Origin of the sequence: Fibrella aquatilis, from assembly GCF_017353255.1 — a bacterium.
Taxonomy (GTDB): Bacteria; Bacteroidota; Bacteroidia; order Cytophagales; family Spirosomataceae; genus Fibrella; species Fibrella aquatilis.
Genome location: NZ_JAFMYU010000006.1, coordinates 252376 through 266620 on the forward strand (window position 1 = coordinate 252376; position 14245 = coordinate 266620).

Consider the following 14245-nt stretch of genomic DNA (forward strand, 5'->3'; position numbering starts at 1 on the left):
TACGGGAAACAGTCGGGCTTACTCCACTACAGCTTCGGGCTTTTTCACCGTGATCTGAAGGGTTTCGCCTTCGCCGCCATAGTCGGCCAGAAGCACGTCGCCTTCTTTGAGTTCGCCTTTTAGGATCTCTTCGGCCACTGGGTCTTCGAGATAGCGCTGAATGGCACGGCTTAACGGACGGGCGCCATACTGCGGGTCGTAGCCTTTCTCGGCCAGGAAGTCTTTCGCCTTCTCAGTGAGTTCTACGGCATAGCCCAAGTTAGTAACGCGGCCCAGCAACTTGCCCAGCATCAGGTCGATGATGAGGTGGATATCTTCGCGCTGCAACGAGTTGAACACGATCACGTCGTCGAGACGGTTCAGGAACTCCGGCGAGAACGCTTTCCGCAGGGCATTCTGAATCGTTGACTTCATCAGGTCGTCCTGGTTCTCAGTGCTCTTTTTCGAGGCAAAACCAATACCCGCGCCGAAGTCTTTCAAGTCACGCACCCCAATGTTGGAGGTCATGATGATGATCGTGTTACGGAAGTCAACCCGGCGACCCAAACCATCGGTCAGGATACCATCGTCGAGCACCTGCAACAGGATGTTGAAAACGTCGGGGTGGGCTTTTTCAATCTCATCGAGCAGGACCACCGAGTAGGGCTTGCGGCGGATTTTCTCCGTCAGCTGACCACCCTCTTCGTAACCCACGTAGCCCGGAGGGGCACCAACCAGCCGCGATACGCTGAATTTCTCCATGTATTCGCTCATGTCGATGCGTACCAAGGCGTCGTCTTTGTCGAACAAATACGTGGCCAGCACCTTGGCTAGCTCGGTCTTACCAACGCCCGTGGGGCCGAGGAAGATAAACGAACCGATGGGTTTCTTGGGATCTTTCAAGCCAACGCGGGTGCGCTGAATTGCCTTGACCAGCTTCTCGATAGCCGAGGCCTGCCCAATCACTTTACCTTTCAGTTCCTCACCCATGTTGACGAGTTTCTTGCCTTCGTCGTTCGATACGCTCGTGACCGGAATACCCGTCATCATAGCCACTACCTCGGCTACGCTTTCTTCGTTTACGGTATAGCGGCGTTTCTTGGTGTCTTCTTCCCAAGCCAGTTTGGCACGGTCGAGCTGATCAATCAGACGCTTTTCTTTGTCGCGCAACTGAGCCGCCTCTTCGTATTTCTGGCTTTTCACCACCTGGTTTTTCTCCTTCTTGATGTTCTCAATCGACTCTTCGAGGCGGAGAATGTCTTCAGGAACAGTGATGTTGCTGATGTGTACGCGGGCACCCACTTCGTCCATCACGTCGATGGCTTTATCGGGCAGGAAACGGTCGCTGATGTACCGCTCCGACAGCTTCACGGCGGCTTCGATAGCCTCTTTCGTGTAGGTGACGTGGTGGTGCTCCTCGTACTTATCTTTGATATTGTTCAGAATCTCGATGGTTTCGTCAATCGAGGTGGCATCGACCATCACCATCTGGAAACGACGGGCCAGGGCACCATCTTTTTCGATGTACTGACGGTACTCATCCAGCGTGGTGGCACCAATGCATTGAATGTCACCACGGGCCAGGGCCGGCTTGAACATGTTCGAGGCGTCGAGCGAACCCGATGCACCGCCAGCGCCCACGATAGTGTGCAACTCGTCGATGAACAGAATCACTTCGGGCGATTTTTCCAGCTCGTTCATCACGGCCTTCATACGCTCTTCAAACTGACCACGGTACTTGGTACCAGCCACCAGAGAGGCTAAATCGAGCGTAACGACGCGCTTACCAAACAGCACCCGCGACACTTTCTTCTGCACGATCCGCAGCGCCAATCCTTCAGCAATGGCCGTTTTACCAACGCCCGGTTCGCCGATCAGGATCGGGTTGTTTTTCTTGCGGCGGCTCAGGATCTGGGCCACGCGTTCGATCTCTTTTTCACGACCCACAATAGGGTCCAGTTTACCCAGTTCGGCTAGTTTGGTCAAGTCACGGCCGAAGTTATCGAGCACAGGCGTACGCGATTTTTCCGAGCCTTTGTCTTTACCCTGATTGCCCCCACCGGCGTTGCCAAACATGCCGCGGGCGGCGTCGTCGTCATCGTCGGTATCGTGGGCCATGGTGGGTTTGCTTCCGGTTGATTGGTATTCCAGCATTTCCTTAATGACTTCGTAGTTAACGTTGAACTTATGCAGAATCTGGGTGGCGACGTTGTCTTCGTCACGCAGAATCGACAACAGCAGGTGTTCCGTGCCGATTAGCGGGCTTTTGAAAATCTTCGCTTCCAGATACGTAATCTTCAGGGTTTTCTCCGACTGACGGGTCAGGGGGATATTCGCCAGATTCTTGACGTTGTTTGTTGCGGTTCCTTTCGTGGCTTGTTCGATGGTGATGCGCAGTTCGTCGAGTGAGATCGACAGTTTTTTAAGCAGCCCCACCGCTACGCCTTCGCCCTCGCGAATCATGCCAAGCAGTAAGTGTTCGGTGCCGATATAGTCGTGCCCGAGCCGCAAAGCCTCCTCTCGACTTAGCGAGATGACTTCTTTCACGCGGTTTGAAAATTTTGCTTCCATTCGCTTTAGGTCCTCAGTCGTATTAGCGTCTTACTGATTTAACGTATTTCATTTTGGGTTTGTTCGCTCTGGCTCATTGAGTGAATGAGCGAATTAGTGATTGAGTGAATAGCTTGGAGCGCTTCGCGCATTCTTATTGAAACATGGCGCGAAGCGCTCCAAGCTATTCACTCAATCACTAATTCGCTCATTCACTCAATGTTTCTCCCGCAAACATCAGGTCCAGTATGCTCAGGTTTGGTACAAATTCGGGTCCAAAATTTTGCAGATAAGGCCTTTGGGGGCCAAATAGGCCCGTTTCGGCCCGTTGGGCGGGTAGCACCTTACCCCGGGCGTCAAATAGGCCGGGTTGGGGGTCTCGTACGTACCATTCTGTCAGGTTTACGGGCGTTTTGAGCCGTAACCACGTCCGACAGAATGTCAGCAACGCCCAGTTCAGGTCAAATAGCAATGGGTAACGTCGGTTTAAAATGGCCTCCACTTCGGGCATAACATACTCAAAATACGGGGCTTTGGCGTAGGCCGATTGTAGACAGCGTACATGCCGGTCGATCCAGTGTTGTGCGTAATCGACCTGAACCTCGCGGATGGGTGGTTTTTTAGTGCCACCCAGCACCGGTACGGTGAGGCAGTCAATCCGGTTGCTTGTGAGCACGTAGCAGCGGTTGCGGTAGCTCTGTTTCTGGTAGTTTTCGTGCGCGTCGATCAGCACCTCTGTTGCCTGCGTCATACCCTGAAAAACGGCAATGCAGGGCAGGTAATGCAATTCAATCAGTAGCGATGGTGAAGCGGCTGGTGGCAAGGGGTTTAGCGTAGGTTCATTTTTTTCAAGTAACGAAATATTTGTATTCAAGTAAGAAAACTGACCCTATTTTAATCTAGAGGGTTGTAACGTTAGTACGATTTTAAGAACGATCTGGATTTGTCTGTTCCATTTCTGGTTAGCAGTTGTACACCCAATCAACGCTGTCTGTGTACTTTTGACGCAACGATTCAACAACGTCATCTATGCTTCTGCGCTTTCTGCTCACGCTGCTAATCAGCACTACGGTTCTGCTCCCCGCACTCGCCCAATCCCCCACCGATTCGGCGTTTGTACGGGCTAACTATGTCAAGCTGGACCGGCAGATCACTATGCGCGACGGCGTGAAGCTCTATACGCTGATTTACGTGCCAAAAGACGCGGCGACTACGAAGCCCTACCCGTTTCTGATGCAGCGTACACCCTATTCTGCAGGGCCGTATGGCGAAACAACGTACCCTAAACGCGGCCCTGGACCGTCGGCAGAACTGTCGCGGGAGAAGTACATCTTCGTGTATCAGGACGTGCGGGGGCGGTATATGAGCGAAGGCAATTTCGAGGAGATGACGCCCCACATTAGCGGTATTATCAGATCAGACAAGGGGTTGTCTAAGAAGGAGTTGAGAAAAAAATATGCTCGACGTAACACATGGAATGAACCAACGGATTCGTCCAAAACATCAGGCTGGATAAGAAACCTCAGCCCCGTTGGTCCTATCGACGAAAGCACCGATACCTACGATACGGTAGAATGGCTACTGAAAAACGTGCCGAATAACAATGGGCGCGTGGGCATCACGGGCATCTCCTACCCCGGTTTCTACGCCTCGGCGGCACTGCCCAACGCCCACCCGGCCATCAAAGCAGTCTCGCCACAAGCCCCCGTTACGGATGAGTTTGCGGGCGACGATGCCCGGCACAACGGCGCATTTTTCCTGCTCGACAACTTCTCATTTATGAACGAGTTCGACGCGCCGCGCAAAGGCCCCGTGGCCGATTACCCAGAACTGTTTGCCTTCAATCCGGCCGACGTGTATGCCTTCTTTTTAAAGCTCGGTCCCGTCAAAAACGCCAACGGCCCAGCCTATTACAACCAGCAAAGCAAAATCTGGAACGAGTACCTGACCCACGAGACCTATGATGCCTATTGGCAGGCTCGCAACATTCGGCCACACCTGAACATGGTAAGGCCCGGCAGCACACCACCAGCCACACTGGTAGTGGGTGGCTGGTATGACGCCGAAGACCTGTTTGGTGCCTTGAACACCTACGTCACGCTGGAACAACGGGCAGGCAACCAGAATCAGCTGGTGATGGGGCCGTGGACGCACGGAGGCTGGGCCAGGGGCGATTTCAGCCGGTTCGGCGATTTTGAGTTTGGTCAGAACACCGCCAAAACCTTCCGTGATTCGGTAGAAACGCCGTTTTTCAATTTCTATCTGAAAGACAAAGGCACCTACTCCCCCACCGAAGCCCGCGTGTTCGATACGGGCACGAACCAATGGCGCACCTTTGCCCAGTGGCCGCCACAAAACACTACCGAACAGCCACTATATTTGGGCTCCAACAGTGGGCTAAGCACTTCAGAATCAACCACACCCGCTCGCTTCGAGTACGTCAGCGACCCTACCAAACCCGTACCCTACACCGATGGCATCTGGCCGCGTCGTAACAATGCCTACATGATTGAGGATCAGCGATTTGCCGCCCGCCGCCCCGATGTACTGGTGTTCCAAACCGAACCCCTCACGGCGGATATAACCCTGGCCGGACCCATCTCAGTAGACCTGCGCGTAGCACTCAGCAGCACCGATGCCGACTTCATCGTGAAGCTCATCGACGTGCTCCCCGATACAGCAGCTAACCCGAAACCGGTGGCCGGGGCGAAACCTGTGACCATGGCGGGTTATCAGCGCCTGGTGCGGGCTGACATACTACGGGGAAAATTCAGGAATTCATTTGAACGGCCGGAGGCGTTTGTACCGGGGCAGCCTACGCCGGTGGCGTTTATGCTAAATGATGCGTTGCACACGTTTCGCAAAGGACACCGACTCATGATTCAGGTTCAATCGTCGTGGTTTCCGTTGGTAGATCGCAACCCGCAGACGTTCGTAAACATCAGTCAGGCGGGCGAAGCAGATTTTAAAAAAGCTACCATCACACTACTATCCGAACCGGGTAATGCATCAGTAATTCGGCTGCCATTGCTTCGGTAACCACTCGCACCGACAGACAGGAAAAGCCTTTAGATATTGTTGGGATGCAGGCAAGTTTGCCAATAATCAATAATGCATTTAAGCTGCTTTTCAAGCCCCTCATAATCGGAGACTTTTTTAAAAAAGCCCTGCACCGTATAGTCATAGGCCTCTTGCACTTGTTGCGCGTTGGCTGCCGTGGTTAAATAAACAAAAGGAATAGATTTTTCGCGGAGTCTTTTATCAGTGTTGATTTGTTTACGAAACTCAAGGCCATTCATGACCGGCATATTGATATCACAAATTATAATAAAGGGTTGTTCGTCTTCCTTTTGTAAATAATGAAGTGCATCCTGACCGTTGCCAAAGAATACTAATTTATTAGGTAACTGACACGATTTCAGAGCAAGCCCAATCAGGTATTGATCATCCTCGTCGTCATCGACTAAAATAATCGGTCCCTTTAACGCCATCGAATGCTTCTTTTTTAAGGTTTTTATTCGTCTTTAGTTGTCTTTTCTGTAGCAGCTACGGGCACCGAAATTGGTTTTGTTTCGGCCTCCTCAGATTTAGCTTCGGCATGCTCGGCAGCGGGCAGCGGGAGTGTTGGCTCATCAGCAGGCGCAGTGTGTGCTTCATCTACCACAACCCCGTCGGTGGGAGTTTTCTCATGAAACAACTGCGCTTCCTGTTCAGCCTGCTGCTGGTAAAAACGGCGCTGGAAGAACAGAATAAGGCATACACCCACGAAAATGCAGGAGTCGGCGAAGTTGAAAATGGGCATCGAGAAGTACTGCCCACCCCATATGGGTATCCAGCGGGGCAAAATGCCTTCCCACAAATCGAAGAAGATAAAGTCGATCACCTGCCCGTGAAACCAGCGCGTTGGCGCACCAAAAGGCGCATTATTCAGGTACACGCCATAAAACGTACTGTCGATCACGTTGCCGATGGCCCCGGCCAAAATAAGGGCCATGGCATAAAGCAATCCGTTGGGTGCATTTCGCTTAGCCAGGTATACCAGATACCAACCGATACCCACCATGGCAAACATCCTGAAAATGCTCAAAAACAGCTTACCATATTGGTGTTGCAACTCCATCCCAAACGCCATGCCGGGGTTCAGCACATACTGAAATTTCAGCCAGTTGCCAATCACATTAATCGGCATATACAGATGGGCTTGCATATACTGCAAAATCCACAGTTTAGAGGCCTGATCAATACCGATCAATAAGAGCGCAACGAGGAAAAAGCGAATGGGGTTTTTCATGAGAAAAAGTTTTCTGTTTACTGTTTTCTGTCTTCAGTTGGCTGACCGGTCCGCCGGTGCGGCTCCGATACACTTGCGTCAGCCAACTGAAGACAGAAAACAGTAAACAGAAAACCTAGTGTTTACAGCCCTTGCGGCGTTCCAATTCACTCTTTACCAACGTGAATTCGCGGCTGCTTTGGCCAGCTATGGATTTATTTTCTTCGGCACGGCGAAACAAATAAGGCATCACCGCCTCAACCGGGCCGTAGGGCACGTACTTGGCTACATTATACCCGGCGTTGGCCAGGTTATACGATATGTTGTCACTCATGCCCAGCAACTGCGCAAAGTAGATATGGCGGTCGTTGGGAGCAATGCCCATCTGTTTCATATGGGCCATCGTATACTGGCAACTGTATTCATTGTGCGTACCCAGACAAACAGATACCACGTCGCGGTTAGCCAGGCAGAAGTCAATGGCGCGGTTGAAATCACGGTCGGTGTCTTCTTTGGTGGCCTGAATCGGGTCCTGATACTCGTCTTCGTGCGACCGCAGGCGTTCTTTTTCCAGATAAGCACCCCGCACCAGTTTCGCCCCCAGCAAATACCCCTTATCACGGGCCACGTCGGTAGCTTTTGTCAGCTGGTCGTACATTTCCCAGCGGTACATCTGGTACGTGTTATACACAATACACTGCTCACGATTGTATCGCTCCATCATGGTATACGCGAGGCAATCGATGGTATCCTGTATCCAGCTTTCTTCGGCATCGATAAAGATGCGCACGTTGCGGTCGTGGGCGCGCTGGCAGAGGGTGTCTACCCGGCTGCGTACCCGGTCGAAGGCAGCCTGCTGTTCGGTAGTCAGCACATCGCCGCGCTGCACAGCTTCAAGCAGGTCTGTTTCGGCCACGCCGGTAACTTTAAATACCGAGAAAGGGATGTCTTGTGATTCGCTGGCCCGTTCGATAGTGCGCAAAATTTCGAGCACCGTATTGTCGAAGCAGGCCTCATTTTCTTCACCCTCAACCGAATAGTCGAGGATAGTACCCACCTGGGCAACGTGAAGCGAGTTGATGGTCTTCTCACAGTCTCGGATGGTTTCACCACCGCAGAACTGCTCGAAGATGGTATTCTTGATAAGGCTCTTGATAGGTAGCTGGAGTTTCAGGGCCAGTTTCATGAAAAAAGTCCCTACTTTTACCAACCAGCCCTTATTCATCAGCGCAAAAAGCCAGTACGTTTTCCGTAGTTTAAAATCGGACTGGGCAGAGAAGGCAATCGACGTGTCCTCGAAAGATACCGGTTTGGCTGTGTTGAGTGGAGCAGCAACCGGCTGGACGGGAGATGGCATAAGATGATTACTTCGGTTCGACATAGTCCATGCGCCGTGTTTCGGTGCGTTAGCCATAAGGTCGTTAATGGGCCAATGAAGCCAGCCCAAAGGTAAACGAAATTTAAGCACAAAAAGGTTTTACCATCACTCCCCTACGACTTCAACAGACTAATTATCGTACAAGATCAGTGTGAGAATCAGCCGCGTAGGTGGCTTATTCTCTTGCAAATATACCATAAATTTGTGGCCGCACTTCGTCCCCCGATCAGTAGTCTTTTTTCAACCAGAATACGCATAACCTCATGAAACCTGATTTAACCGTAGCTCCGCTCAACTCGTGGATAGAGACAAACGGTAAGCCCCTGATCATTGCTGGCCCGTGCAGCGCCGAAACCGAAGAACAACTGTGCGAAACCGCCCGCCAACTAGCTGCGCTGGGGTCAGTACACGCCATTCGGGCGGGCGTATGGAAACCCCGCACCCGCCCTGGCTCATTTGAGGGCATGGGCGAGGCCGCACTGCCCTGGATTCAGAAGGCCAAAGCTGAAACAGGCCTGCCTTTTGCCGTGGAAGTAGCCACCCCCCAACACATTGAACTGGCCCTGAAATATGGCGTCGATATACTCTGGGTAGGTGCCCGCACTACAGTAAACCCGTTTAATGTACAGGAAATTGCCGACGCCCTAAAAGGTGTTGACGTGCCCGTGCTGATCAAAAACCCCGTCAACCCCGACCTTGCCCTGTGGGTAGGTGCGTTTGAGCGGATTGCTGGCGCGGGCATCACCAAACTGGGCGCTATTCACCGGGGGTTCTCTACAGGCGAAGCCAGCAAATACCGCAACATTCCGATGTGGCAAATGGCGATTGAACTCCGCACGATGTTCCCCCAGCTACCCATCATCGGCGACCCCAGCCACATGGCGGGCAAGCGGGCTTACCTGAACGAACTGGCCCAGATGGCCATGGACCTCAACTACGACGGCCTGATCGTGGAGTCGCACATTGACCCCGACAAAGCCTGGAGCGATGCGGCGCAGCAACTAACCCCAGCGGCCTTCGGCGAAATGCTGGACCACCTGCAAATTCGCCAGCTTGAATCGCCCGACCGGGAGTTTCAGGGAGCCATGGAGCAGATTCGGGTGAAGATCGACAGCGTAGACCGGCAGTTGGTCGAGATGCTCGCCGCCCGGATGTCGCTGGTGGAAAAAATGGCTGAATACAAGCGAGACAACAACGTGTCGATGTTTCAGCCCGACCGCTGGAAGGAGATTCTCCAGACTCGTAAACAGTTGGGCGAAAAGCTGAATCTCTACCCCGAACTGGTGGAAGAGATCTACAAAATCATCCACATGGAGTCCATCCGTAAGCAAACGGAAGTGATGAACAGCGCGCCGGTGGTATAGTGAAAGAGTGAATGGCGAAAGAGTGAAAGAGCGAAGGGCTTGCACGAGAGAGATATCTCCTGCGTAAGCCCTTCGCTCTTTCACTCTTTCGCCATTCACTCTTTCACTCACCTCACCTTCACCGTCAGGCTTGCCTGATTGAAGGCACCGAAGCAGCCGAGGCCATTCTGGATGTTGGAGGGGAGCAGGACGGGTTCGGCGAAGGGATTATCATTGGCCGTTTGCTGCCGGTCTATGGCGTCGTGGTAACGGTAGTAGTTTTCATCAACACTATTTAGCGTCATAACAACGCGCAGTTGAACAAGGCCACTGTTCGAGCTACCATTGTAGTTGGCATAGTCTGCCTTTGGCGATATAAATTGCTCGCCATCAATGCCTTTGTCTGAAAACAGGCTAGAATTCTGAAAGTAGATCGTCTCCGTGTTCGTAATCACCGTGTCGCGGGGCGGCTTGGCGTTGTAGATCGGTTGCTTTTGCGTTCTGAATGCCTGCCCGACTACCTTGTAATAGTTGGCCTGTCCGGCGGGGTCCTGCCAGCGTAGCCGCGAAATGTACCTCATCTGGTTCTGCCCATACTGATTTTCATAGATTGAATCGAGCTGAATGCTACTGGGTGCTACAGGCACGGGTACGGTGCAACTGGCCTTGATGGACGGGTAATCATAGGGGGTCGATACCGTCAGCGTATACGTACGCCCGGCCACGATAGGCAGGCTGCTGATGGGGGCGCGGTAGAGTTCATCTTTCGCGCTATAGACCAGCCGCACCGTGCGCGCCCCGTCGGCCAGGTCTACAGTGGCCAGAGCAAATGGACGACGGTATTGGTAGCCATTGTAAACAGGCCGCTGGCCAATTACCGCTTTGGGCAGTTCTACTGACACCGCCAACACGGTATCCTGCGGCGATATATAGCTATGCACCACCAGTTTGGCCGTACCCGTGGGTATATTATCGGGGTTGACGTCCTGCACCAGGCTGCCACAGCCGAACATACTGACTGCGAGGCCAGTAAGTATAAAGAACGTGATTGGTTTCATCAGAATTTGAAGTTGTAGCTGACAGATGGCACAATGGGAAACACCGAATACCGCTTCAACGATGTACGTTCGGTAGCCCCCGAACCGTTCACGCCTGGTTGGGCGGTTGTGTTGAGTTGGTAGAAATAAGGGTTGCGGCGGTTGTAGGCGTTATAGGCGCTGAACTCCCAGGTACGCTCGTGGCGCTTCATCTTTTTGTGAAACTGAAGGCTCACGTCAAACCGATGGTACGGCTCGGCGCGGAAACTGTTTTTCTCGCCGTATTCATTCACCTGCCGGGGGTAGCTAAACAGTTGCTGCACCAGTGGCGGGGTGTAGCCGCCGCCGCCGTAATAATTGCTCGCACTGCCCTGCTCATAGGCGTTGAACGTGGCCACGGGCAGCGTGAGAGCCTGCCCCGTGCCATAGACCCAGGTACCCGACAGTGTTACGCGTGGGCTAAGTTCGTAGATACCCACCACCGAAATGTCGTGCCGACGGTCGTAACGGGGGAAAAAGGGTTGGCCATTGTTGAGATCGGCAAACTGCCACTGCGTCCAGGAGAGCGTATAACCCACCCAACCACTGAGCCGACCTACTTTTTTTTGCAGCAATACCTCGGCCCCATAACTCCAGCCTTTACCCGCCGTGACGTTGTCTTCCCATCGCACCTTTCGGGCCGATGTGGGGTCGTCGATCAGCAGAAAACTGGCACCGTCCTTGTAGTTAATGATGTTGTTCATTCGCTTGTAGTAGCCTTCTACCGTTAGCGCAAGGCCGTTGGTGAAGCTGCTGCCACCCGTAAAATCTTTGGCCACACCCACCGCCACCTGCTGCGACTGCTGAGGCTTCACCAGATCGGTAGTAGGTACCCAGAGGTCGGTGGGCAGACCAATGCCGGTGTTGCTGAGTAGGTGGACGTACTGATTCATAAGCGCATACGAAGCCTTCACCGACAGGTCGGGGCGAATCATATAGGCCACAGACAAACGCGGTTCGGGGCGGAAATACGTCTCACCGCTACCCGTGAAGGCGCTAAGGCGCAGGCCTCCGTTAATGCGCCAGTGTACATCGGGCTTCCAGGTGTCTTCGGCGTAAATACCCGACTCTACCACGTCTATTTTGTCGACTTCGGCCCGGTTTTCATTCACGTTCGTATTTTTCACGACAACGGCGCTGGGCGTAAACCGGTGCGACGTGGCCTGCACCCCCACCCGTAGCGAATGCTGGGGATTGGGGTAAATATCCAGGTCATATTTCAGGCCCAGGTCCCGGATACCAGAGGTGTAGCGCAGGTCGAACTGATCGGTCTTGCCGTCGTAGGTATCACTGTTTGTGGCCGAGATCGAGAAGTCATAGTTGCTGAAAATCAGCGAGGCATTGCCAAAGATTTTGTTGGAGAAAAGGTGATTCCAGCGGAGGGTGCCCGTGGCATTTCCCCAGCCCACGCCCACGTCGGTGCTGGTGGTGTTTTTGCCACCGTTGCTGGTCGATTTGTCGGCGGCGTAGAACCGGTCGCGGCCAAAATAGCCACTTAGATAGAGCTTATCATTTGGCCCCAGTTCGGTGTTTACTTTGGCATTGAGGTCGTAGAAATAATAACCCGCCGAGGTGTTGCCCTTACTTTCTGAGGCAATGAACGGCGCGGCCAGCAGGTCGAGGTAGGTGCGCCGCCCGGAGATCAGGAATGAGGTCGACCCCGGACCGGATTTTTTCTTGCTCAGCGGCCCCTCCAGGGTTAACCGGCTGGCTATAAGACCAATACCCCCTTCGCCGTGCAGTTTTTCCTTGTTGCCATCTTTCATATTGAGGTCAATCACTGAGGACAGCCGCCCACCAAAGCGCGCCGGGAAACCGCCCTTAGTCAGCTCCACGCTCTTGAGGGCGTCGCCGTTGAAGACCGAGAAAAAACCAAACAAGTGAGAGGCGTTGTAGACCACGGCATCGTCGAGCACAATCAGGTTCTGGTCGGGACCACCCCCGCGCACGTAGATGCCACTTTGGCCTTCCGAGCCTTTCTGCACGCCGGGCATGAGCTGGAGCACCTTCAGCACGTCCTTCTCGCCCAGCAGAGCCGGAATCTTTTTGATCTGCGAAATCGGAATGTCGATCTGGCTCATCTGCGGGCTATCGCTCACCTTCTCATCAGCCCGCGACGACCGCACCACAACTTCGCTCAGCAGCTTACCCGCCTGAAGCGATACATTAACAACCTGCGTCTTTTGCCCCGAAAGAGATTGATTTTCAGGCGTATACCCTACCATCGAATAGGTCAGCCGGATACTATCCTGTGCGGGCAGGGTGATCGAATAGAAGCCGTAGGTGTTGGTAGTGGTGCCGGTTGGCAGCCCGGTGCGGTAAACGTTGACCCCAATCAGGGCCTCCTGCGAACCAGCTTCGCGGACGTAGCCGCTGATGGTGATGGTACCGGTGGGTGGTTTCGACTGACTAAAGGCCGCCGACAGACTAAGCCAGCTTATCAGGCCTAGTAGTACTAGTTTTTTCATAACTGCTCGTTTGCGTAAAGGAGCAAGTTATAACCGAAAAGGTTGGAAGAGTGAATGGTGAAAGAGTGGGTATTGCTTCGCGCTCTAGGCCCCTCGACTGCGCTCGGGGTGACACCAAACTTGAATCAACTCTTTGAGATTGCTCTAGTGGCCTGTCACCCCGAGCGCAGTCGAGGGGCCTAGGGCGCGAAGCAATACCCCCACCCCTCCGCCCCGTGCCATTCACTCGTTCACTTCAAGCTCAGCACTTTCTCGGTACGGTTATAGGCGGCGAAGCAGCCCAGGCCGTTGGTGATGTTGGTGGGGATTGGGACAGGTTCGGCGAAGGGACTGTTGCCGACTTGTCGCTGCCGGGCCACGGCGTTGGTGTAGCGGTAAAAGCTTTCGTCGGTGTTCAGCAACTGCGCCACCACCCGCGCCCCAGGGTAGGAATAGCTCACGTTTTCGGCGGCGGGCGGGTCGGTTTTCTGCACAATGATCTTCGCCACGTCGGCCGACTGGGAGGTGAGCAGGCTGCCCTGCTGCCGGTCGTCGCTGAGGAGGTTGCCCGTGGCGCGGTCGCGGTTAAAAATCAGCACGTAGATGTTAGGCACGGGTACCTCATTTTGACCGCCTATAGGGTAGCTGAATTTGTTGTCTTTCCACTGGAGGTAGCCCGCATACTGGTAAAAATTGGTTTCGCCAGCGGGGTCTTCCCACACAAACGTGACGCGATAGGCCTTGGTACGGATGGCCCCCGACGTGGTAATGGTCGAGTCGAGGTTGATGGTGCGGATGGGCACGGGCGGGGGCACGGTGGCCTGGGCCGTCACTTTTTTACCGTCGGGCGTGGTGGCGGTGAGGGTGTAGGTCTGCCCCGTGCGGATGGGCATGAGCGCTACCGGAGCCTGGTAAAACTGCCGGTCGGTATTGTAGCGCATGACCACCACGCGGTTGCCGTCGGTGAGGCTGACGGTGGCATTTTCCACCACGTAAGGTACCCCTTCGCTGGGTTCGGCCAGGGCCGGTTTCGAGCGGGACACCTTGACAGTCAGCAGCGTATCCTGCGGCGAGATGTAGCCGTTGACCACCAGTTTTTCGCCTCCCGCGCTCAGAATAGACGGGTCTACTTCGTTGCGTAGACTGCCACAGGCGGCCAGCATGAGCAATAGGCTGGCGGTGTAGAAGAATGCTTTCATGAC

The 14245-nt window shown here is 53.8% G+C and carries 10 protein-coding genes; 2 read left to right on the forward strand and 8 right to left on the reverse strand.

The genetic code is table 11. The annotated features are described in order from the left end of the window. Window positions 1-18 precede the first annotated feature (18 nt). Window positions 19-2550 (reverse strand): ATP-dependent Clp protease ATP-binding subunit, encoded by a 2532-nt coding sequence (locus tag J2I48_RS10340; protein WP_207335357.1) that lies wholly within the window; start codon window positions 2548-2550, stop codon window positions 19-21. 187 nt (window positions 2551-2737) lie between these two features. Then, the gene (locus J2I48_RS10345; RefSeq protein ID WP_229376071.1) at window positions 2738-3352 is read right to left on the reverse strand and encodes a WbqC family protein; all 615 of its coding nucleotides are present in this window, start codon (window positions 3350-3352) and stop codon (window positions 2738-2740) included. A gap of 206 nt (window positions 3353-3558) precedes the next feature. Here J2I48_RS10345 and J2I48_RS10350 point away from each other — a divergent pair, with 206 nt between their 5' ends. Continuing rightward, window positions 3559-5568, forward strand: a complete 2010-nt coding sequence (locus tag J2I48_RS10350) for a CocE/NonD family hydrolase (RefSeq protein WP_207335358.1) — start codon at window positions 3559-3561, stop codon at window positions 5566-5568. A 29-nt stretch (window positions 5569-5597) separates the two neighbouring features. On the opposite strand, the gene J2I48_RS10355 is transcribed toward J2I48_RS10350, so the two are convergent. The 3 genes from J2I48_RS10355 to J2I48_RS10365 form a co-directional block, all read right to left on the reverse strand. Then, window positions 5598-6020: a response regulator gene (locus J2I48_RS10355; RefSeq protein WP_207335359.1), complete on the reverse strand. Its 423-nt coding sequence runs from the start codon at window positions 6018-6020 to the stop codon at window positions 5598-5600. A 23-nt stretch (window positions 6021-6043) separates the two neighbouring features. Then, complete coding sequence (locus tag J2I48_RS10360) at window positions 6044-6820, reverse strand: lipoprotein signal peptidase (RefSeq protein ID WP_229376073.1); 777 nt, start codon at window positions 6818-6820, stop codon at window positions 6044-6046. A 115-nt stretch (window positions 6821-6935) separates the two neighbouring features. Beyond that, a complete protein-coding gene (locus tag J2I48_RS10365; RefSeq protein WP_229376075.1) occupies window positions 6936-8156 on the reverse strand; it encodes a proline dehydrogenase family protein in 1221 nt (406 codons plus the stop codon). 284 nt (window positions 8157-8440) lie between these two features. Between J2I48_RS10365 and J2I48_RS10370 the strand changes: the two genes are divergently transcribed. Next, window positions 8441-9541, forward strand: a complete 1101-nt coding sequence (locus J2I48_RS10370; protein WP_207335360.1) for a chorismate mutase — start codon at window positions 8441-8443, stop codon at window positions 9539-9541. Window positions 9542-9648: 107 nt separating this feature from the next. On the opposite strand, the gene J2I48_RS10375 is transcribed toward J2I48_RS10370, so the two are convergent. From J2I48_RS10375 to J2I48_RS10385, 3 genes are all read right to left on the reverse strand, one after another. Beyond that, window positions 9649-10578, reverse strand: coding sequence for a DUF4249 domain-containing protein (locus J2I48_RS10375; RefSeq protein WP_207335361.1), 930 nt, complete (start codon window positions 10576-10578; stop codon window positions 9649-9651). Further along, the gene (locus J2I48_RS10380) at window positions 10578-13064 is read right to left on the reverse strand and encodes a TonB-dependent receptor (RefSeq protein ID WP_207335362.1); all 2487 of its coding nucleotides are present in this window, start codon (window positions 13062-13064) and stop codon (window positions 10578-10580) included. The genes J2I48_RS10375 and J2I48_RS10380 overlap by 1 nt, the downstream gene beginning before the upstream one ends. Before the next feature lie 230 nt (window positions 13065-13294). Further along, window positions 13295-14242 carry a DUF4249 domain-containing protein gene (locus J2I48_RS10385; RefSeq protein ID WP_207335363.1) on the reverse strand — a complete coding sequence of 316 codons (948 nt, stop codon included), beginning with the start codon at window positions 14240-14242 and terminating at the stop codon, window positions 13295-13297. Between the last annotated feature and the right edge of the window lie 3 nt (window positions 14243-14245).

What these genes read in the sequence shown, in the direction of transcription:
- J2I48_RS10355 (WP_207335359.1), bottom strand. Translation starts at nt 6,020, where the DNA reads ATGGCGTTAAAGGGACCGATTATTTTAGTCGATGACGACGAGGATGAT.
- J2I48_RS10380 (WP_207335362.1), bottom strand. Translation starts at nt 13,064, where the DNA reads ATGAAAAAACTAGTACTACTAGGCCTGATAAGCTGGCTTAGTCTGTCG.
- J2I48_RS10375 (WP_207335361.1), bottom strand. Translation starts at nt 10,578, where the DNA reads ATGAAACCAATCACGTTCTTTATACTTACTGGCCTCGCAGTCAGTATG.
- J2I48_RS10385 (WP_207335363.1), bottom strand. Translation starts at nt 14,242, where the DNA reads ATGAAAGCATTCTTCTACACCGCCAGCCTATTGCTCATGCTGGCCGCC.
- J2I48_RS10340 (WP_207335357.1), bottom strand. Translation starts at nt 2,550, where the DNA reads ATGGAAGCAAAATTTTCAAACCGCGTGAAAGAAGTCATCTCGCTAAGT.
- J2I48_RS10360 (WP_229376073.1), bottom strand. Translation starts at nt 6,820, where the DNA reads ATGAAAAACCCCATTCGCTTTTTCCTCGTTGCGCTCTTATTGATCGGT.
- J2I48_RS10350 (WP_207335358.1), top strand. Translation starts at nt 3,559, where the DNA reads ATGCTTCTGCGCTTTCTGCTCACGCTGCTAATCAGCACTACGGTTCTG.
- J2I48_RS10370 (WP_207335360.1), top strand. Translation starts at nt 8,441, where the DNA reads ATGAAACCTGATTTAACCGTAGCTCCGCTCAACTCGTGGATAGAGACA.
- J2I48_RS10365 (WP_229376075.1), bottom strand. Translation starts at nt 8,156, where the DNA reads ATGCCATCTCCCGTCCAGCCGGTTGCTGCTCCACTCAACACAGCCAAA.